Annotated in this window: 18 protein-coding genes; 7 read left to right on the top strand and 11 right to left on the bottom strand. The window is 39.5% G+C overall.

Annotation, left to right across the window (positions count from 1 at the left end):
• Window positions 1-19 precede the first annotated feature (19 nt).
• Genes P3L37_RS12695 through P3L37_RS12680 form a run of 4 tightly spaced genes read right to left on the bottom strand, consistent with a single transcriptional unit; the run spans window position 20 to window position 3,273 of the window.
• Window positions 20-451 carry a pseudoazurin gene (locus P3L37_RS12695; RefSeq protein ID WP_272573764.1) on the bottom strand — a complete coding sequence of 144 codons (432 nt, stop codon included), beginning with the start codon at window positions 449-451 and terminating at the stop codon, window positions 20-22.
• A 17-nt stretch (window positions 452-468) separates the two neighbouring features.
• Window positions 469-1,233, bottom strand: a complete 765-nt coding sequence (locus P3L37_RS12690) for an ABC transporter ATP-binding protein (RefSeq protein ID WP_272573763.1) — start codon at window positions 1,231-1,233, stop codon at window positions 469-471.
• A gap of 3 nt (window positions 1,234-1,236) precedes the next feature.
• Window positions 1,237-2,253: a FecCD family ABC transporter permease gene (locus P3L37_RS12685; RefSeq protein WP_272573762.1), complete on the bottom strand. Its 1,017-nt coding sequence runs from the start codon at window positions 2,251-2,253 to the stop codon at window positions 1,237-1,239.
• Between the two features lie 3 nt (window positions 2,254-2,256).
• Window positions 2,257-3,273 (bottom strand): ABC transporter substrate-binding protein, encoded by a 1,017-nt coding sequence (locus tag P3L37_RS12680; RefSeq protein ID WP_272573761.1) that lies wholly within the window; start codon window positions 3,271-3,273, stop codon window positions 2,257-2,259.
• Window positions 3,274-3,705: 432 nt separating this feature from the next.
• On the opposite strand from P3L37_RS12680, the gene petA reads away from it, so the two are divergent.
• Genes petA through P3L37_RS12665 form a run of 3 tightly spaced genes read left to right on the top strand, consistent with a single transcriptional unit; the run spans window position 3,706 to window position 6,323 of the window.
• The gene (petA, locus tag P3L37_RS12675; RefSeq protein ID WP_272573760.1) at window positions 3,706-4,254 is read left to right on the top strand and encodes a ubiquinol-cytochrome c reductase iron-sulfur subunit; all 549 of its coding nucleotides are present in this window, start codon (window positions 3,706-3,708) and stop codon (window positions 4,252-4,254) included.
• Entirely contained in the window at window positions 4,255-5,460 is a 1,206-nt protein-coding gene (locus P3L37_RS12670; RefSeq protein WP_272573759.1) for a cytochrome b, read from the top strand.
• A gap of 2 nt (window positions 5,461-5,462) precedes the next feature.
• Window positions 5,463-6,323 (top strand): cytochrome c1, encoded by an 861-nt coding sequence (locus tag P3L37_RS12665; protein WP_272573757.1) that lies wholly within the window; start codon window positions 5,463-5,465, stop codon window positions 6,321-6,323.
• A gap of 130 nt (window positions 6,324-6,453) precedes the next feature.
• Here the strand turns inward: P3L37_RS12665 and P3L37_RS12660 are convergent, their stop codons facing one another.
• The 6 genes from P3L37_RS12660 to P3L37_RS12635 all read right to left on the bottom strand — a co-directional run bounded on the left by P3L37_RS12660 (window position 6,454) and on the right by P3L37_RS12635 (window position 14,185).
• The gene (locus tag P3L37_RS12660; protein WP_272573756.1) at window positions 6,454-8,100 is read right to left on the bottom strand and encodes an alkaline phosphatase; all 1,647 of its coding nucleotides are present in this window, start codon (window positions 8,098-8,100) and stop codon (window positions 6,454-6,456) included.
• 233 nt (window positions 8,101-8,333) lie between these two features.
• Window positions 8,334-9,503, bottom strand: coding sequence for a 5-methyltetrahydropteroyltriglutamate--homocysteine S-methyltransferase (locus P3L37_RS12655; RefSeq protein WP_272573755.1), 1,170 nt, complete (start codon window positions 9,501-9,503; stop codon window positions 8,334-8,336).
• Between the two features lie 176 nt (window positions 9,504-9,679).
• Window positions 9,680-10,630, bottom strand: a complete 951-nt coding sequence (locus tag P3L37_RS12650) for a spore coat U domain-containing protein (RefSeq protein WP_272573754.1) — start codon at window positions 10,628-10,630, stop codon at window positions 9,680-9,682.
• The gene (locus P3L37_RS12645; RefSeq protein WP_272573752.1) at window positions 10,621-12,954 is read right to left on the bottom strand and encodes a fimbria/pilus outer membrane usher protein; all 2,334 of its coding nucleotides are present in this window, start codon (window positions 12,952-12,954) and stop codon (window positions 10,621-10,623) included. Before P3L37_RS12645 ends, P3L37_RS12650 begins: the two co-directional genes overlap by 10 nt.
• The gene (locus P3L37_RS12640) at window positions 12,911-13,636 is read right to left on the bottom strand and encodes a molecular chaperone (protein WP_272573751.1); all 726 of its coding nucleotides are present in this window, start codon (window positions 13,634-13,636) and stop codon (window positions 12,911-12,913) included. Before P3L37_RS12640 ends, P3L37_RS12645 begins: the two co-directional genes overlap by 44 nt.
• 75 nt (window positions 13,637-13,711) lie before the next feature.
• Complete coding sequence (locus P3L37_RS12635) at window positions 13,712-14,185, bottom strand: spore coat U domain-containing protein (protein ID WP_272573750.1); 474 nt, start codon at window positions 14,183-14,185, stop codon at window positions 13,712-13,714.
• A gap of 786 nt (window positions 14,186-14,971) precedes the next feature.
• Here P3L37_RS12635 and P3L37_RS12630 point away from each other — a divergent pair.
• The 4 genes from P3L37_RS12630 (at window position 14,972) to P3L37_RS12615 (ending at window position 19,139) form a co-directional block, all read left to right on the top strand.
• Window positions 14,972-15,682, top strand: coding sequence for a GntR family transcriptional regulator (locus tag P3L37_RS12630; protein WP_410479549.1), 711 nt, complete (start codon window positions 14,972-14,974; stop codon window positions 15,680-15,682).
• Window positions 15,683-15,889: 207 nt separating this feature from the next.
• Complete coding sequence (fraB, locus tag P3L37_RS12625) at window positions 15,890-16,864, top strand: 6-phosphofructose-aspartate deglycase (protein ID WP_272573749.1); 975 nt, start codon at window positions 15,890-15,892, stop codon at window positions 16,862-16,864.
• Window positions 16,865-16,919: 55 nt separating this feature from the next.
• Window positions 16,920-17,765 carry a fructoselysine 6-kinase gene (locus P3L37_RS12620; RefSeq protein ID WP_272573748.1) on the top strand — a complete coding sequence of 282 codons (846 nt, stop codon included), beginning with the start codon at window positions 16,920-16,922 and terminating at the stop codon, window positions 17,763-17,765.
• Window positions 17,766-17,819: 54 nt separating this feature from the next.
• Complete coding sequence (locus tag P3L37_RS12615) at window positions 17,820-19,139, top strand: anaerobic C4-dicarboxylate transporter family protein (RefSeq protein ID WP_272573747.1); 1,320 nt, start codon at window positions 17,820-17,822, stop codon at window positions 19,137-19,139.
• Window positions 19,140-19,184: 45 nt separating this feature from the next.
• On the opposite strand, the gene P3L37_RS12610 is transcribed toward P3L37_RS12615, so the two are convergent.
• Window positions 19,185-19,946: a DeoR/GlpR family DNA-binding transcription regulator gene (locus P3L37_RS12610; protein ID WP_272573745.1), complete on the bottom strand. Its 762-nt coding sequence runs from the start codon at window positions 19,944-19,946 to the stop codon at window positions 19,185-19,187.

The raw sequence follows: 19,946 nt of genomic DNA, 5'->3' as shown, positions 1-19,946 counted from the left end.
TTACGGTTGAATAGCAATATTATAGTTTGTTATTGTGAATGATGTCTTTGAGTCGTTTATCTGATTTACCTGGGGCTTTATATGTTCTGAAATTATCCGGAAGGTTTGCTTCACCGACTTTAACCACCATGACCATTCCCATTGAAAAATGGGGTGTACATTGGATACCATAAAAACCAGGGATATCAAATGGCACTTCAAGCTCTTCATTGATTTTTCCTTTAAATAATGCGCTGCCTTCTGGCCTTAATTCAGGAATAGATGCGGCATTATGGCTTTTATGTGTCGCAATAAACTTAATGGAGTCACCCGGTTTGATTTCAATGTAGTCTGGTTCAAAAACCATCGGCCCACTTTGTCCGCGATTAAGCATTTTAACCTCATGGACTTCGGCATAAGACGAAGCAACTAACACGAAAAAGCTTAAAATAGCTATTAATGACTGACGCATAGTATTACCTTATAAAGTTAACATGATTGAATAAAACGAATAAATGGCAATCCTGCTGGATCTTGATAGCATTCAACTTCGACTTTAAATATCTGTTTGATCGATTCTTTTGTTAAGACTTCGTTTGGAATACCTTCTTTAACGATACATCCCCGATCAATCACCAGTAAGCGGTCACAGTACATGGCGGCATGATTTAAATCATGCAAAACAGCCACAGTCGTCAGTTGCAGTTTTTTAACAAGACTGAGTAAATTCAGTTGATGATGCACATCTAAATTATTGGTCGGTTCATCCAGAATGATTAATTGAGGCTTTTGGACTAGCCCTCTCGCGATGTGTAATCGCTGCCGCTCACCGCCTGATAATGTTGGCCACAACTGATTTCCCTTTGCTTGCATATCAACAATGTCTAAAGCATGATTGACGATCTCATCATCTTTTTTTGACCAAGGAGATAGAAGACTCAAATAGGGGGTTCTCCCAAGTTCAACAGATTGCTTAGCGGTGATGTGATCTTCAGTATCAATATGTTGGCGTACAAAAGCAACCTGTTGAGCGATCATTCTCGGTTTCAATGTACTTAAGGCATGACCAAATAAAGTGACTTGCCCTCGAGTTGGTTTTCTAATCCCAGAAAGTAAGGAGACTAAAGAGCTTTTCCCTGAACCATTCGGTCCCACTATCCCCACAAATTCATTTGGCTTAATATGTAATGAAATACCATTGATAATCTCTTTATTACCACTTTTCCAATATAGATCTTCCGCTAAGATAGCCATGATCTAACGTGCTCTCCGACTTAATATTAATGCAAATATGGGTGCGCCAACTAACGCCGTAATCACACCAATAGGTAACACTTGCCCAATAATGATTGTTCGCGAAACAATATCAGCCGCCACTAAAAAAATGGCTCCCGTGATTGCCACTGCAGGCAAGAGACGATGGTGTTTTAAGCCTACAATAGAACGGGTTGCATGAGGGATGACTAGCCCAACAAAACCAATTGCACCCACGATACTGACCATTGTTGCCGTAATCAACGTGGCACAAATAATTAAAATAGCATACGTTCGTTTTACGGGTATCCCAAGGGATGCCGCGGATTCACCACCAAATGTAAATGCATCAAGTGACCTGGCATACCAAAGAAAAACAAGCAGCCCAATCAGCGTAATTGGAAAAGCGAGCGACACATCAGGCCATCTAACGCCTGACAAACTGCCTAATAGCCAGAACATAATCCCACGGGTTTGTTCAGCGCTGGCCGAGTGTGTAATGATAAAAGAGGTCAATGCGTTAAAAAGCTGCGAGCCTGCTATCCCAGCAAGAATAACGCCCCCATTTCCCTTTCCCGCTCGAAATGCCAGTAAAGAGACAAGCACGAAGGCGACAATAGCACCGACAAAGGCACCAAATGAAACAGAAAGGGTACCCGCCCCCACACCTAATACCACAATGGCAACAGCCCCTGTAGATGCCCCCGCAGATATGCCTAATAGATAAGGGTCAGCCAGTAAATTACGCAAAAGTGCTTGCAGGATTGTGCCTGATAAGGCTAGTCCCATCCCACATAACGCAGCAATAACCGTTCGGCTTAACCGATAATTCCAAACAATGCCCTCTTCGATCCTATCGAGTGGATAACCCGCACTCCACATTTTGTTGGCAATCACTTTTAGCACAACGTCAAAAGGAATAAAAATTTCCCCAATCGCTGTCCCAGCTAATATAGTAAGACAAAGAACCAGCGCTGCAAGCAGCACCAGTCCTATGCGGTTTAAGATATTTAATGCCATTTTTTATTGAAGATTCATTTTAGACAATGCATCTGCCACTTTTTCTAATCCTTCCATTGTTCTCAATGTCGGATTCATAGATTGTGCACCAATCACAATAATTCGTTGGTTTTCAACTGCAGGCATTAATTTTAAAACAGGATCATTTTTTAAGTATGCTAACTTAACGTTGACATCATCGAGAGGAAAACGACGTCGATTCATATCACCAACAACGATAACGGTTGGGTTTTCACGGACAATATTTTCCCAGCTAACCGTTGGCCATTCTTCTTCAGTGGTGACAATGTTCTTAACTCCAAGACTTGACATGATAAATCCTGGTGCACCTTTTGCCCCCGCAACATATGGGTCAGACTCGGCATCTGCACTTGAGAACCAGAATAGTGCGGAGGTATTTGCGGGTAAGTTTTGAACTTTTTTCTTCGCCGCTAATTCTCTATTTTTCAAATCTGTAATTAATTTTTCACCACGATCTTGTACATCAAAAATGTTAGCCAGATCTGAAATCTCTTTGTATATCAATTCCATGTTAAATGCATCTTTTCGAACACCATCACCGCCTTCACTGTTGTCTTTACCCACACAGTCAGCAGGCGAAGTATACACGGGAATATTTAGCTCTGAAAATTGTTCAACCGTTGCAACTACCCCCACATCGCCAATTTGCCATTGGAATTGGTTAGTAATTAAATCCGGTTTTTTGGCAATGATACTTTCAAAGCTGACGTCGTTGTCCGCTAAAACATCAATTTTGTCATTAACCTCTTTGAATTCAGCTAGAACCGGTTCAACCCATAGGGATGTCCCCACCACTTTGTCCGCTAATCCCAAAGAATAAAGAATTTCTATTGTCCCTTGTCCTATACCCACAACTCGCTCTGGTGCTTTATCGAAAGTTAAAGCGTGTCCACAGCTGTCAATGGTTAAGGGATAATGGCTTTTTTCTGCTAACGCGGCCGATGCAAATAACTGTGCGCCAGCAATGATAGGAAGGGCGAATCGGAGTACCTTTTTCATGTAAATACCTATTAAGAAAAAATCAGCATTGATAGTAAAAATACATCCCGGAATATACAGAGATATTTTTTTTATGTTTTATTCGGGTGTATTTAATATCATAAAAACTGAACAATTCAAATGATAATAATTTCCATTTGTGATAGCATACTTTATTGAATTAATACTTTTTAAAAAATAATAATTTAATATCAATGAGTTATAATTAAATAAAAACATTATAAAAAATCAAATAAAAATTAAATACATAAAATCGTTATCATTATGTTAATTAATATTTACTATTGGTGTTTTTATTCTAACGGAAGGATCATGATTTAAATTTAATAATAAATAATATTTTACTCTGCCTTTTTACTTTTTTATTTATAGCTTGTTCTTATGTATTTTAATTGTTTCAGATTGTTAAAATATTATTACAGGGCCCCAAGAATGAATGAAAACAAAACACAAGTAGATCAACTCACTCGTCGGAAAAGTATACTGCGACTCACACAGATTATAGGTACCGCAGGGATTGCTATTGCGGCGTGGCCATTAATCATGACATTTGGCCCAGATAAACGGAATTTAGTCAGCAGTGGACCGATGGACATTAATCTCGAAAATATGCAACCAGGGCAAGTTTTAAAAAAAATCTGGCGAGATAAGCTTGTTATCGTTCGATATCGTACAGAAGATGAAATCATCGCAGCCCAAGCAGACAACACGGCAAAGCTGTTAGATCCTGAACCTGATTCACAGCGAGTGAAGGTAGGCCATGAACGTTGGCTTGTTGTCTTTGGAAATTGCCCCCATGCAGGCTGTATTCCAAGAGAAGTTAAACACCCTGATATAGGCTGGGTTTGCCCTTGTCATGGCTCTGAGTTCGACAATTCTGGTCGCGTGGTTAAAGGTCCGTCGACAACCAATTTAATGGTGCCAGATTACATCTTTTTGAATGATGGTTTAACATTACGTATTGGTGTAAAGGACGCTTAAATGTCGCGACAAAACCATTCAAAAATAGCGGAAAAAAAAGCTAAAAATTCTATTTTTACGATTTTTAAAGCAATACCATTGCCTAAAACCACTCGAGGCCTCTGGTTTTTTGGTATCGGAACTATTTTACTTTTAATGTTGCTGGTACAAATTATTTCAGGCGTCATTTTAGCCATGTTTTATGTTCCTACAGCAGAACTTGCTTTTGACTCTATTATTCATATTGTCAGGAATGTGAACCAAGGTGAATTAGTTCGAAATATGCACACAATAGGCGCATCACTGTTTTTTGCAGCCTGCTATATCCATATGTTTCGAGGCATGTACTACAGTGTTTATCGCCGCCCCTATATAAAAATGTGGATGGTGAGCGTAACACTGTATGTTTTATTGATGGTGACGGCATTTCTTGGTTATAGCCTGATTTGGGGGCAAAAGAGTTATTGGGCCGCAACCGTTATGACGGAATTTAGCAAAGCTATCCCGTTTGTTGGTGGCACAATACACGAGTATGTCGTTGGTGGGTTTTCTGCTGGAACACCAATGATAGGGCGATTTTTTGTCCTACATTTCATCATCCCCTTTATTATTGTTATATTTACGATTATTCATATCCGTACAGTAAAACAAGCCTTTGCTAAGGCAATTAAACAGCCTTTTACAGAAAAACAGCAGCAAAAATTATTATTTAATTTTCAAATAACCAATGATGACATGATAAAGACGACCCTCTTTTGCATGGTTTTTGTCTGGTTTTTATTTTTTGCGCCTCAGTATTTAATGCATGCCGATAATTTTATCAAAGCGGATCCAACAGTGACACCTGAAATTGTCGCACCAGAATGGTATTTTCTGATGTTTTTTTCCATTCTCCGTTGCTTCCCTAATGAGCTTGTTGGTCTCGTTGCGATGTTCGCAGCCATGCTCGTTTTTTATTTCCTACCTTGGTTAGATAATTCGAAATCACGTTTTCGTCATTACCACCCCATTATCAAAACCGCATTTTGGCTTTGGGTTGCTAATGCGATGCTGCTAACTTGGTTGGGGTCTAAAGCATTAACAGGACCCGATTTAATTAATGTATTTAGCGAAAATAATCAGGAAAGTGGCTGGGTTAGGCCATTATCTCAAGCTTCTACACTTATTTATTTTGCTTATTTCTTTATTGTTCTTCCTTCTCGTCGATATATCGAGGTTCAAGATTAATCATGATGAAAAAATATCACCAAATAGTCATCGTGTTTTTCTATTCATTATTAATACTTTGTAAACCCGTTTATGCGGATGAGCCGTTGCCGCCAACTGAAACCCCACAACAGCAAAATTGGGCATATTCAGGGTTATTTGGCCAATATGACAAAGAGCAACTTCGGCGTGGATTGCAGGTTTATCAAGAAAAATGCCAAGCCTGCCATAGCCTGAATTATCTTGGATTTCATCAGTTAACTGATGTGGGCGGGCCTGAGCTTTCTATTGATAAAGCGAGATCTATTGCTGCGGAGAATGTCTTTCCCGCCATCAACGACATGGGGGAGATTATTGAGCGGCCAGGCACTCTTGCGGATCATTTTCCGTCACCTTTTGCCAATACGCAAGAAGCCATTTATCTCAATAATGGAAAGGAACCGGTTGACTTAACCTATATTACACGTGCTCGCGGTTATGATCGTGGTTTTCCGCAATCTTTATTTGATATGTTTACGCCTTACACCGATCAAGGCTCAGATTATGTCTTTGCGCTTTTAACGGGGTATTCTGACGCGATCCCTGAAACCGAGACGACGGTGTTTAACCGTTATTTTCCGGGTGGCATGATCTTAATGCCGAAGCAGTTAAATGATGGAGACATTGAATACCCTATTGATGCCACAGGCAAAAAAGCACCGGAAACCGCGGAGCAATATGCTCGAGATGTCACGGCTTTCTTGGCATGGACAGCGGACCCTTATCTGGAAAGCAGAAAAAATACGGGGTGGATTGTGCTCGGGTATTTTACTGTTTTTCTGGTGTTGTTGCTCGCGTTAAATGCGCAGAGGAAAAAAATCCAGCGTGCGAAGGAGTACCAATAATTTTTTCGATTTCTGTTTACTAACTGAGCTCTGTTTGCCAACTGCAATTATCGTATCTTGGCGGATTTTATGGGGCTAAAAAAGTCAGTAAAGCGCCAGTGGTGCGCGCTTTACTTGCTAATAAATGAGGTTATTTGATTTGGTCAATCAGTGATTTTGATACAAACCAGCGTGAGCCATTATAGACATTGACGCCATCTGAGGTAACTTCGTTATCATTTAACCAAGCAACGCTTTTGTTACGAGGGATCCGTAGAGTTTGGGCGCCTTTTGTGACCACTAAAACAGGGTTTTCTGCATCAGATAAGTCCTCACTGACGGTCGCACCTTTAGCACTAAACTCCGCATTTGCGTCAAGGAACAATTGCTCAGTTGCCTGCTGCAAGTTGACATCAAGTGCGGATGCCATGAAATGAGCGACCTCAGTGTTATCCATTAAGCCACCCAGTAAACGGCCGCGTGGATCATAGCTATACAGCACCACATCTTCACCCGTGTGACCATTTGTCGTGAAACCAATTTTGGCTCTTTGAGCAAGAATAGGGCCGATAACATAATTGAGTGCACCCGATTTAGCCCCCATGATGCTATTAACTTCTTCATCCGTTAAGTCATCTACGCCCAGCCATTGTGTTGCTAATGCGCGGATCTTTACAGCATCTTGTTTGGCTGACTGACTTTCGAGAATAGCTTCAAAACCTTCGCCAGTGACTTTTGCCTTTTTCAGCGGGTTAATGAAGCGGGTCCAATGGGTTTTATCATAGTTCTCTGAGGTAGAGCGGTCACCAATTGAAATACCCGAGTTACCGTGATCAGTCATCGCGACGATTAAGGTATTTCCATCTTTTTTAGCAAAATCAACCGCTTTAGCGACAGCATCATCGAAAGCTAATACATCACTAATAATACCAACGGGATCATTGGCATGGGCAGCCCAGTCAACTTTAGAGCCTTCAACCATGAGGAAGAATCCATCTGGGTTTTGCGATAATACATCAATGGCCTTCTGAGTCATTTGTGCCAGTGAAGGTTCAAGCGCTGCATCACGATCTAAATCATAGGAAAGCGCGGTGTGTTCATCAGTTTTACCGAAAACGCCAACAAGTTTCTTACCTGAAAACGCATCTAGCTGCTTCGGTGTATTGACAATGTTGTACCCTCGAGATGACAGTATTTTCGCCATATCTTCTTTATCTGCACGATTTTCAGGTTTGAGATATTTAGCCCCACCACCTAAAATAACATCCAGATTATTGTAGACAATTTGTTCTGTTAGATTGTCATAGCTTTTGCGCGAAGGGTCGTGGGCACTAAAGTCAGCGGGGGTTGCATGCATAAATTCACTTGTACTAATTATCCCCACGGAACGGCCACTAAGGCGTGATGCTTCGAGCAATGTAGCGACTGGACGAAGCTCTTCACCTTGACTTGGTGTTTTAACACCAGGCCAATCATATTTCTTACCCGTACTTGCAATATTGCCACTTTGGGACTTCCAGCCTGAAGAAATGGCAGAGCCTGCGGGGGCGGAATCTGCAATAGTCCCATCACCATTCCACGTCGTCATTAAACCGCTTGCTAGAGGATCAAGGGCAAGGGATTCGCCTTTATATAATCGAGCAAGTGTTGTACCAGTGACACTCATCCCATCTGGGATCATGACAATCACATTCTTAACGGTTTGAGGCTTCTCACTGGTATTCGCAGCGGCGGAGAATAGCGGAAAAGTGAGTGAAATTGAAATAGCACTATAAGCAAGTGACTTTAGAAAGCGCATAAATAATTTATTCCCTGTCGAAATAATAAAATTTGTGAGCTTGGAGAATAGGAAATAGATATTTCAGTATTATTAAGATGATTAAAAAAATAAAGATTAAGATTATTCTGATGAGAAGGTAATATATTAATATATGCCTTAAGGCATATAACCGTTATTTACTGATCCTTTGTGTAACAATAAATAGCCGGTTATTGCCTTAATCACATCTATTTAGGATGACCTCGTTACGCTTAATTAGCTGGCCATACTTCTTTGGCAATCTCATTCACTAAGGCTATTTTATCCCATTGCTGTTGCTCTGATAATGCATTCCCTTCTTCTGTAGATGCAAAGCCGCATTGTGTGCTTAAACATAATTGCTCTAATGGAAGGTATTTGGCTGCTTCATAAATACGCGAGATAACTTCTGCTTTCTTTTCTAGCTCCCCTGTTTTTGATGAAATGAGCCCAAGAACAACTTTTTTCCCTTGAGTTACGTGTGCTAAAGGTGAAAAATCGCCGGCGCGGTCAGTATCAAATTCTAGGTAGTAAGCGGAGACATTTTCTCGCCCAAAAAGAACTTCAGCAATGGGTTCATAGCCCCCGCTTGCAGCCCATGTTGAACGGTAATTTCCACGGCAGACATGGGTTGTCAAAACAAGGTCACTTGGTGCATTGAATACAGCTTGGTTATTCAATGTGAGCAAGGTTTCAGCTAAGGCTTTTACATCGTCGCTGATGACCGTTTGGTTCGGATGGCAATCACAGCTTGAATGTGCGGTTTTCTCTGCAATACCAGAATTGTGGTAACGCGAATCAACCATCATGCCCCATGTACAATCATCAAGTTGAAGATTACGGCAACCAGCTTGATATAATTCAATAATGAACGTCTGATATGCCTTAGCAATATCACTCATTAATGTTTCTTGTTCTGGGTAAAATTGCTGTGTACTCTCTCTATTTTCAGGGCGATACAGTTCTTTAAAAAATTGGGCTGGCGCTGGGATCGTTAGGCGAGGAACAATGTTATTTTCAGCAAAAGGCAGTAAAAATTTAAAATGTTCAATAAAAGGGTGGTTTTCACCACTGATTTTACTGGTTAGACGCGCAGTTTCAGGCCGAGTTTCAATTCCATCAAAGGTATATCCTTTTGACAAAATTGATTTTTCAACCCCATTTAGCCCCCACATAAAATCTAAATGCCACCAACTGCGACGGAATTCACCGTCAGTAATCACAGAAAGTCCTGCCGCTTTTTGTTTTTCGATTAATTCAATGATAGCTTTATTTTCAATCAACTCAAATTCATCTGCTAATATATGACCGTTAGCAAAATCACGGCGAGCTGTATGCAAATATTCAGGGCGGAGGTAGCTGCCAACAACATCCGCTTTAAATGGGGGGGTGAAAGTTGCCATGTTAATATCTTTCCTCTCTATTCAATTAAGTCATTCAAGATATCATTAATATATGCATGACATGAGGAATAAAATTCACTGGTAAATGAAATTTATTCAATTTTCTGATGATATTATTACTTAATGAAATCAACTAATACATCCGTAGATAAATGTGATTAATTAAATGATATAACTTAATAAAATAGCGTGACGACAACCGTATCTGTATATTTGCCTGATGGCGGCCATTCTTGAGGGGGAATTGCCCCATAAACAACCACTTGTTGACTTTGTCCATCTGAAGACACTTTATCGACAGTATTGTGGTGAATAGTATCTCCCCAAACTGTTGAATAAGCGGCATCTTGATAGAGTTGGTAGCTAACACAATTTGTGTCAGAACACAATTGGCGGCTGTTTTCTTTAAAGTGTAAGCCTTGGCCTAATCCGAGGGAAAATGCGGTGCCCGTCGGGCAGGTTGCCGATATTCTGGCTGTTGTTTTTGCTGATAACTTTTGGCCACTCACCGGAGATAACGAGCCAAAATTCATGTCGCTAATATTATCTATTTGGCACCCTTGTTTGACATCAGCGGTTGCCGCAGATTGAACTATTCGTATGTTTGTTTCCGGCATCGCTTCACATGACAGCAATTGGGATTCTTGCTGAGCCACCATGTATTTTATGACTGTCATAAAGCCATAGTTGTAATAAGTCCACGCGGCGAGAGACATCTGTTTTGGGGCTATTTTAGCCGCCAAATTAAAATAGGCCTCTTCTGTTGAACCATTCGGCAACCGATAGTCTAGCTGGGCATATTGCGGGGTAGAGCGGCTTAAAGGGATAGACTGGTTATTGAGTGGATAAACATTGAAATAGAGCGTATTTGCTGGGGTGCTATTTGTCCGCATGGCAAGTGGTGCCTCATCTTGCAGGCGCAGGCATGCTCGTATAAAACGGGTATCACCATCATAATTGTTGCAGGTAAAAACTACTTTCCCTGTTGTTGTAGATGTTTGCCCTTGTGTCACTGTGCCAAAATTAAATTGTGTCCCTGAGCCATTCCAGCAATTAGCACTCGCAAATGAAACAGCGGGTAGACTAATTAGTACGCATAAGAGTATATTTTTATTTTTTAGAAACATATAACCTCTTTTTCAACAAATGCTTCAGCGCTATCATTCATTTGAGGTAGAGAAATCTGACATTTTCCTTTCGGCCACACGACATCGATCGATTGCACTGTCTGCCAATTTTCTAAATAGATTTGACTACCATACCCGACGAGGGTTTTTTCTACATCATCATTTGAAGCGTTATTACGGTGAATGGATACCGATGCAGCAAAAGGTATTTCAATGCCGCTGTTTTGCTTCACGTTTAATAATAGTGCATTTGCTCGGTATAAATTAAAGGAGACTAATGTGCCATTTCCTTCACGAGGCACAATGATTTTTTCAGTATCCTTAATACGGTAATCGGCAGATAATGACAAAGCATTAATTCTTATTTTTTGCGGTTCGTATCCATATAAATCATTTAGCAGTAAACGCCCTTGTTTGTCTGTTTTGCCTACCTCAATATTTTGTAAATAAATTGGGATATCAGGCACGCCTGAAGTATCTGCTATTGCAAATGCATTGCCTAATCTTCGCATAAAATAGACATGTTCATCGAGAACACCAATAGCACCATTGCTACTGACATAATAGTTATTATCATTACGGTCGCGGTTATAACCCACTTGCCATTCATTTGATGCACTTCGATTGATAAGATCAATATGAAGATTATTATTTTCGCCAAGCTGTTGTGTTATTCCGCCACCCCAGCCACTCTTGTCAGGCAGTAAGTTATGGCGATATTGAATTTGCTGGTTCACACGCTTATTGTCATAGTTTGTCTGAAGAGAGACATAGTTTTCGGTGGATAGCGGAATACTCACCATTAAATACATTGAGCTATTTTGCCGACTCCCTAGCTCTCTTGCACCATTAATGGATACTGTTAAAAAATTAGTATAGGTTTTTGACCAAGATAGATTGGCATATTGTACTTGAGTCGAAGGGTAATCTCGGGAAATCCAGCCGCCGCCAAGGGTTCCCAATGTCTCAAAGGACCAGCTCATGAAGGCATTATCTGATTTTCGTGGCATTAAATTACCCGTCTGAGTTGCTACATCGGCATAATTATTTTCGCGTTGCTGATGATTGACGGAGAGGCTAAATTGGCTATTATTCCACTGCCAACCTGCGCCCCATTGTGTTCCGGATTGATTTTGGTATTGGCTCCAAGCCATATTACCTTGTATTACCCCTAAATAAGGGGCAACTAGCCAATGGTATCCCGCACCAATATTTTGTAATGCGCTATTGGTTTCATTATGGCCTGTTAGTGTCAAATTATCGGTGACACCGTATCGGCCATCGCCGACAAGCATTAATTTAGAATTATAGCCAAAAGATCGTTCGTTATAATCTTCTCTCAACCAGCCTAAGCTGAGATCCCAAGTATAGAGCCCCTTCGAAATGAGTTGATTTGTATTATAAAGGGAGACATCGATTTTTTGTTGCTGGCCATTAATGTCGGTAATAATAAGTTGAGCATTACCCGCGCCTGAAAAGTGTGGTGCTGTATTGAGTGTAAATTGCCCTGGGTCGACACGTTGTGTACTATTTCTTATACCATCAATATACAGATCAACGGTTGAGGGTAATACCGCTGTATTACTGTAAATCGGTTTTGAGGTAATATTATAATTAGGTTGTACGGTATAATTATGTGATAAATGGACGCCACCAAAACGGACTTGGTTACTCCATGACTGGCCCCCAGTAATCCCATCCCCCAACATGAATGTGTTTAATGTATCGACATTACTCGTTTGCCATGTGGTCATTAACCGATTGAATTTATTATCAGTCGATTGAGGTGTTCGTGATAATTGGTTATTAAATGAGGTTGTTAGGTGGCCGGAGCCGTAGCCAATTAACCGTAATTCAGTAAATGCGCTTATATTCTTACTGTATGTATCATGGCTAGCAAATAGATCATAATTAAGGACGCCACCTTTAATTTCAGGGGCAATTTGGTTTTCAGTCAATAAAAAACCTTGGCCAGGAATATTGGGTTTTTGTGCCCCTGCTAGCCAATGTTCACTCGCCATAATGGATAGAGATTGAGAAAGAGGGTCGTAATCAATCTTTATACCTTGTTGCGGCGTTAATTGTACCCATCCATCTTGCTTAGCTAAATTATCCGTATTTAATGAAAGTGCTTTAATTTCAGATTCAGATAGCCAAAAGGTATCACCTTCTTTTCTAACTTCCACAAAATTAGGCAAAGCGCGCTTGTTAATAGAAACATCGAGGTAAAGCGTTTCAACCGTATTTGCAGTAGCAGGGCATAGGCCAAAAATAAAAAGGCTAACGAGCGCTAATAGAGAATGTTTGTGGTTCAGTATGCTCATTGAGCGTCACTTCTATGTTTTGTCCGGACGAAAGATGAGCAGGTAATGGCCATTCCATTTGGTTATTCGCGAGTACATAGCCTAACAACCCTTTGCTAACAACAACCTTTTTACCTTGATTTGTGATTGAAACATCACTTAGTTTTATATGTTGGTTATTTTCGTTGCTGACTTTTAATAATGCCGGTGTTGTTGATTTATCAATCCAGACATGAATTTTTGCATTATCAACCGGTGTGGATGGCGTATTAATAAATATGGGCAATGAATAACGCAGTAAAAAATTAATCGCGCCCCCATTTTGGGCTTCATCGCTACCAGGTAATTCGTCAATGATTAACCGATAAGATAGCTCTGAATTTGTTGTTTTTTGATTAGGCAAAATAATACGGATCATTTGTTGTTGCCCTGGCGGGATATCTGTCAACGGCGGGCTAACAATAATCTCCCTTGTCTCTATAAGTTTATTTTCACCTGAATCTTGTTGCCACAGAAAAACCCTAATTTGAGCATTAATGGCACTTTTCCCCGCATTCGAGACATAAACAGCTTTGGCTTTCTCATTTTCGGAGAAATCAATATTAACGGGATAAACTTGTAATGTCGCAGCATGGCTTGAAAGCGGCAGCCATAGGGTAATAAAAATCGATATTCGGGTAAAAAAATGGGCGAAATTAAGCATAAATTAACTGTATATTGGGAAAAGGGTCAGATATTGAAAAAAGGAGCCCGTGAGACTCCTTTCTTATAGCGGAATTTAATAATCGACCAGAATAGAAACGGTGTCTTTATATTTTCCAGCTGGAGCTTGTTGTAATGAACTTGCTGCGATTTTACCATAAATCTTTAATTGTTGAGGCGCGCCAGTCCCTGTCTCTGTGGTTCCTGTTGTCATTGGGACTTGACCAGCTTGGTCTGTGTATAATTTATAGGCGACTTTGTTACCATTACCATCATTAAGCACATAATCATGCGCCGCATCAGCGGTTAGTCTATAGTCAGTACCTTGAGTACAAACAACAGAAGCGGTAGCATCCGTCGTTTGATCGCCAGCATTACTGTATTGCTCACCAAAATTCATGTCACTAACCGATACTGTACACGCTTTCAGCACAGTCAGATAAACATTCATATTTCCATTTGCACTTGAAGATGTTGTTGTACTTGCAACGGATGTTACGGCAACACTTAATGCACCGACTAAAACGAGTTGTTGAATTCTATTTAACACACAATATACCTTGAGGAACGAGTCGAGGTTTGGATTCTTCAATACTATGTTTATGACAACGTCGAATTGAGAAACAGTTTATTCTCAGCAATAAATGCATTATCTCTTTATTAATTGTCTGTAAAAAGAGTCATCATATTTGAGATTTTCGATATTTTAAAATATTTTAATAAGAATGCAATAAACTCATGGTAAGAGTTGATTGTTTTTCCATATTCGCCATATAAATATCTTAGGTAGTCAAAAAACAAATATTATTAAGATTAAAAAACTATAAAAACGCAATTATTGTTTACTTTTATCTTAACGGTTAAAATAATTAAAGAATGATACGAAGAGGTTAATAATTTAACGCTAATTATTAACCGGATAGCGGGTATAAAAAAGATTCAGACAGAAATAAATTAGATTAATTACTGTTATTTTTATTAGACTAGCAAAATTAGAATAGCTAGAAATATCTATTTCAAAAAATTTTATAATAAAAAGTTTTTATAAAGAAAATATTTAAATAACGTTAAGTTATCATTTTAAATTTCACTCAACTTTATTACAAATAAAAGGTAATAAAAATGTTATCATTTTAGGTGTTATTTGTTATTTAAAAGTCAAGCTTTCACATCGATTGGATTATACTGTGCAATAAATCATAATTGACTTTTTAAGTTGGAGTCATTGTGCAAACGATACCCAAATTTTTTAGTTATCTGTTCGCTCATGTGAATTAGAGTATATTATAATCTGTAGTGAGTTTTATGATAATACAAAAGGATACTTATCGTGAATATGCCGGATACTTCAAGTGCTAAACCTCTTTACAAGCAACTTGAAGATGCTTTAAGAGAGTCCATTTTGCGAGGGGAATACAAGCAAGGGCAAAAAATTCCGACTGAGAGTGAGTTAAGCGATAGCTGGAAAGTCAGCCGAGTGACAGTTCGAAAAGCGTTGGATGCACTAACGCGAGAAAATATTCTGACAAGAGTCTCTGGTAAGGGCACTTTTGTTTCAGGTGAAAAATTTCAACGCAATATTACGGGGGTGATTAGTTTCAGTGAATTATGTCGCTCACAAGGGCGTACTCCGGGGGCTCGTACAATCAAATCAGTCTTTGAAAATTGTGATAGTGAAACTCACAATAAATTGAATATAAAGAAAAATGAAAAAGCGGTTGTGATAGAACGGATCCGTTATGCTGATGATATTGCCGTCTCTTTAGAGACAGTCTGGTTTGCGCCAAAATTTGCAGATTTATTAAATCAAGATCTTAATAACCAGTCACTTTACGATATCCTACGGGATAAATATCAATTGCACTTTACAAACTCAAAAAAAACAATCGAACTTGTTTATGCAAATTTAGATATTGCCCACTATTTAAGCATTGCAAACCATTATCCTTTAATCTCGATAAAAAGTGATATGCTTGATAGCAAAGGAAAAATCATTTGTATTTCCCACCAATTAATTGTTGGCGACAAGCTTAAATTTACAGTCTAATTTTTATTTTCTTCCTCAATAACTCACTCATCGTTGCTTTATTTTTACGCTTAATCGAGATCTTAATCACGATCTCGATTTTTTTTGCATTCAGCATTTGACCAAATGTATTCTAATGTTATATTTTTAATTGAATACATTTAGATACATTTAGATGCATTATGACATGAGAATGTCATTGCGAAACACAAATGGAAGGGGTATGAGATGAGTATTAAAGAAATAATTAGCACTATTATTGAGAATAAATCTGATGTGGGTGGGTTAACGCATGTTTATTATGTGGCTTGTGGTGGCTCTTACGCCGCATTCTACCCAGCAAAAGCATTTATAGAAAAAGAAGCCACTAAAGTGACGGTTGGTTTATACAATAGTGGCGAATTTATCAATAACCCACCACAGGCATTGGGAGAAAATGCAGTGGTGGTGGTTGCTTCGCATAAGGGGAATACACCCGAAACTATTCAAGCTGCTGAACTCGCACAAAGTCGCGGTGTTCCTGTTATTGGCTTAACATGGGTAACAGATTCACCCCTCGTCAAGCATTGTGACTTTATTGAAACTTATAGCTTTGGTGATGGTAAAGATATTGCAGAAGAAAAAACGCTAAAAGGTTTAATCAGTGCTGTTGAGATCCTTAATCAAACCGAAGGGTATCCGCACTATGACGATTTCCAAGATGGCTTGAGCAAAATTAGCCGTATTGTTTATCGTGGGTTAGAACATCTTGAAAAAAGAGCTCAGACTTTCGCTCAAGAATATAAAAACGATAAGGTCATATACACAGTCGCAAGTGGTGCAGGATATGGTGCAGCATACTTGCAAAGTATTTGTATCTTCATGGAAATGCAATGGATCCACTCCGCGTGTATCCATTCAGGGGAATTTTTCCATGGTCCTTTCGAAATTACAGATGCTAATACACCCTTTTTCTTCCAGCTATCTGAAGGCAGCACTCGGGCTGTCGATGAACGTGCGCTAAACTTTTTGAAAAAATATGGTCAACGGATTGAAGTTGTCGATGCGAAAGAACTGGGGCTTTCAACCATTAAGGCAACAGTAATCGATTATTTTAACCATTCATTATTTAATAATGTTTACCCTGCTTATAATCGTGCGCTTGCTGATGCTCGCCAGCATCCATTAACAACACGGCGCTATATGTGGAAGGTTGAATATTAATTATTGCGGGATCCTATTACTTGGCAGGGAAGCCATATTAATGTAAGGAATAATGATGAATATTTCGGTTATTGGCATTGGCGATAATGTTGTTGATAAATACCTTAATACAGGGGAAATGTATCCCGGTGGAAACTCGCTTAACTTTGCTGTGTATGCGCGTTCTGCTGGGTACAAAAGTGCCTTTTTAGGGGCGTTTGGCAACGATGAAGCGGCTGAACATGTGCAAAATGCACTCAATGAACTTGATATTGATACTCAGCGATGTCGCCATTATGACGGCGAAAATGGATATGCGTGTGTTCAATTAATTAATGGGGATAGGGAGTTTATTTCAAGTAATAAAAATGGTGTGCTGAGAGAAAATCCTTTGCAATTGTCCTGTGAAGATTTGGAGTATATCTCTCAATTTGATTTAGTTCATTCGAGTATCAACGGCTTTTTGGAGCCTGAATTACCTAAAATAAAACAGCATAAAATAATACTTTCTTTTGATTTTTCAAATCGAGGTACAGACAGTTATTTCCAACAAGTATGCCCATGGGTTGATTATGGTTTTGTTTCCTGTGGTCAGCTTTCGGTAGAAGACACCATCACTAAAATTAAAAAATTACGTGACTATGGCTGTAAAAATATTATTGCGACACGTGGGCATGAAAAAGTTTATTACTGTTCAGGTGATAAATTGATTGAATGGCAACCTACTTATGTTGAGCCCATTGATACATTAGGTGCTGGGGATGCTTTTTTAACTGGGTTTATGCTCTCCATACTAACCGGTTCTTGCCAAGCTCCTGAAAATAATGAAGTGATTCGTGCAATGGAAGCGGGCGCGAAAGCCTCAAAATTAGTTTTACAGCATTATGGTGCATTTGGCTTTGGCAAGCCTTTCTCAAAATAACCTCACTCTATAGCAAATAAAATTATAAATTAACTTCATCACCAGGGGGTTTGTATGTTCTGGACAGAATTGTGCTTTATCATTGTTGCCCTTATGTTTGGTGCGCGGATTGGCGGCGCATTTTTAGGTATGGTTGGTGGGTTAGGTGTTGGGTTACTCGTCTTTGGTTTCGGCTTAACACCTTCATCACCGCCTATTGATGTTATTTTAATTATTCTTTCTGTTGTATTAGCCGCATCCTCATTGCAAGCATCGGGTGGGTTGGACTTATTGGTTCAACTTGCAGAGAAAATGCTTCGCCGACACCCTCGTTATATTACTATTCTTGCACCATTTATTTGTTATGTATTTACTTTCATGTCAGGAACAGGGCATGTTGTCTATAGCTTACTGCCTGTTATTTCTGAAGTTGCACGTGATTCCGGCATTCGCCCAGAAAGGCCACTTTCTATCTCAGTGATTGCTTCTCAACAAGCAATTACGGCGAGCCCCATTTCTGCTGCAATGGCCGCGATGATTGGTTTAATGATGCCTCTAGGCATTTCTATTTCCACAATTATGTTAATCTGCGTTCCGGCAACATTAATTGGTGTTGCAGCAGGTGCCATTGCAACCTTTAATAAGGGAAAAGAGCTTAAAGATGACCCTGAATATCAACGCCGTCTAAGTGAAGGGTTACTTAAACCTATCCATACAGAGAAAGAGATTAAAGTTATTGCACCTCGCGCTAAGCTTTCCGTCATTATCTTTTTATCTGGCGCCGTACTGATTGTATTATTAGGGCTGATCCCTGGACTCCGTCCTATGATTGATACGCCAGCTGGACCTAAATTACTGTCAATGTCTGCGTCTATTCAGATTGTGATGTTATCATTTGCCTGCTTTATTGTGCTCTTATGCAAACCACCAGTAGAACAAATTCTCAGTGGCAGTGTTTTTAGAGCTGGTGCTCTTGCTATTGTTTGTGCCTTTGGTTTGGCATGGATGAGTGAAACGTTTGTCAGTGGGCACATTGATTTAATTAAATCGGAAGTTCAGATATTACTGCACGAATACACTTGGTTAATTGCTATCATGATGTTTTTTGTCTCAGCAATGGTGAGCAGCCAAGCCGCAACAACATTAATATTATTACCACTAGGGTTAGCTCTGGGATTACCGGCTTATGCACTTATCGGGTCTTGGCCTGCTGTGAATGGGTACTTTTTTATCCCGGTGGCTGGGCAGTGCCTTGCAGCATTAGCATTCGATGATACAGGGACAACACGTATCGGAAAATATGTCCTCAACCATAGTTTTATGCGACCAGGATTAGTGACTGTTTTTGTTTCAGTTGTGATGGGGTTATTAATTGGTAAGATGGTTCTCGCATAATTTTATATTATCGCCGCCTTCTTCTAGAGGGCGGTTTTATCTTTATTAAGAGGCGAATATTAATTTTGTAGAATATTTAGAGAGTGTTTCTTTGGTGTCATCTTCTAAATATTTATCCGTAATAATGTAAGTGAAACTATCCAAATCACCTACATGAAACAAAGACCATGCCCCATATTTAGAACTATCAGCCAATAATACTTTTGTTTTTGCTTGGTTCATTAAATCTTTTTTAAGTGCTGCTTTTTCTTCTGTTGGTGCCGTAATGCCTTTATCATCATCCCAGCCATTGCAGCTAATAAAAGCGATATCTGGCCAGACACTTTTTAATAAATTGCGCCCATGTTCGCCAATACAAGATTGGCTACTATCATCAATCTTTCCACCTGTTATCGTCACTTCTATTTGCTTAAATTCCGAGAGAAAAAGTGCGATATATAAATCGCTTGTAATAACTCGTAGTGGTAAGTGGGTTAAATTGCGAGCTAATTCCAGGGTAGTTGTACCTGCATCAAGAATAACGGAATCCCCAGGATTAATGAGAGAGGCCGCTTGTCGTGCAATCGCTTGTTTTTCGATAAGATTACGATGTTGCTTTTCATTTGTCGTTGGCTGGTTGGGGATAAATCTGTTGAGAGTTATCCCCCCATGAGCACGGCTGACCACACCTTCTTGATCCAGTTTAATCAAATCCCGGCGAATTGTTGCAGGTGAAGCCCCTGTAATATCCACTAATTGATCAACGGTTACCAAGTTTTGGCTTTTTAGAAAGTCCATTATTCTTTCTAAGCGGTCACGTCCTTTCAT

This window comes from Providencia sp. PROV114 (assembly GCF_032704305.1).
Taxonomy (GTDB): Bacteria; Pseudomonadota; Gammaproteobacteria; order Enterobacterales; family Enterobacteriaceae; genus Providencia; species Providencia rettgeri.
This window is presented reverse-complemented; position numbering and strand designations above follow the sequence as displayed.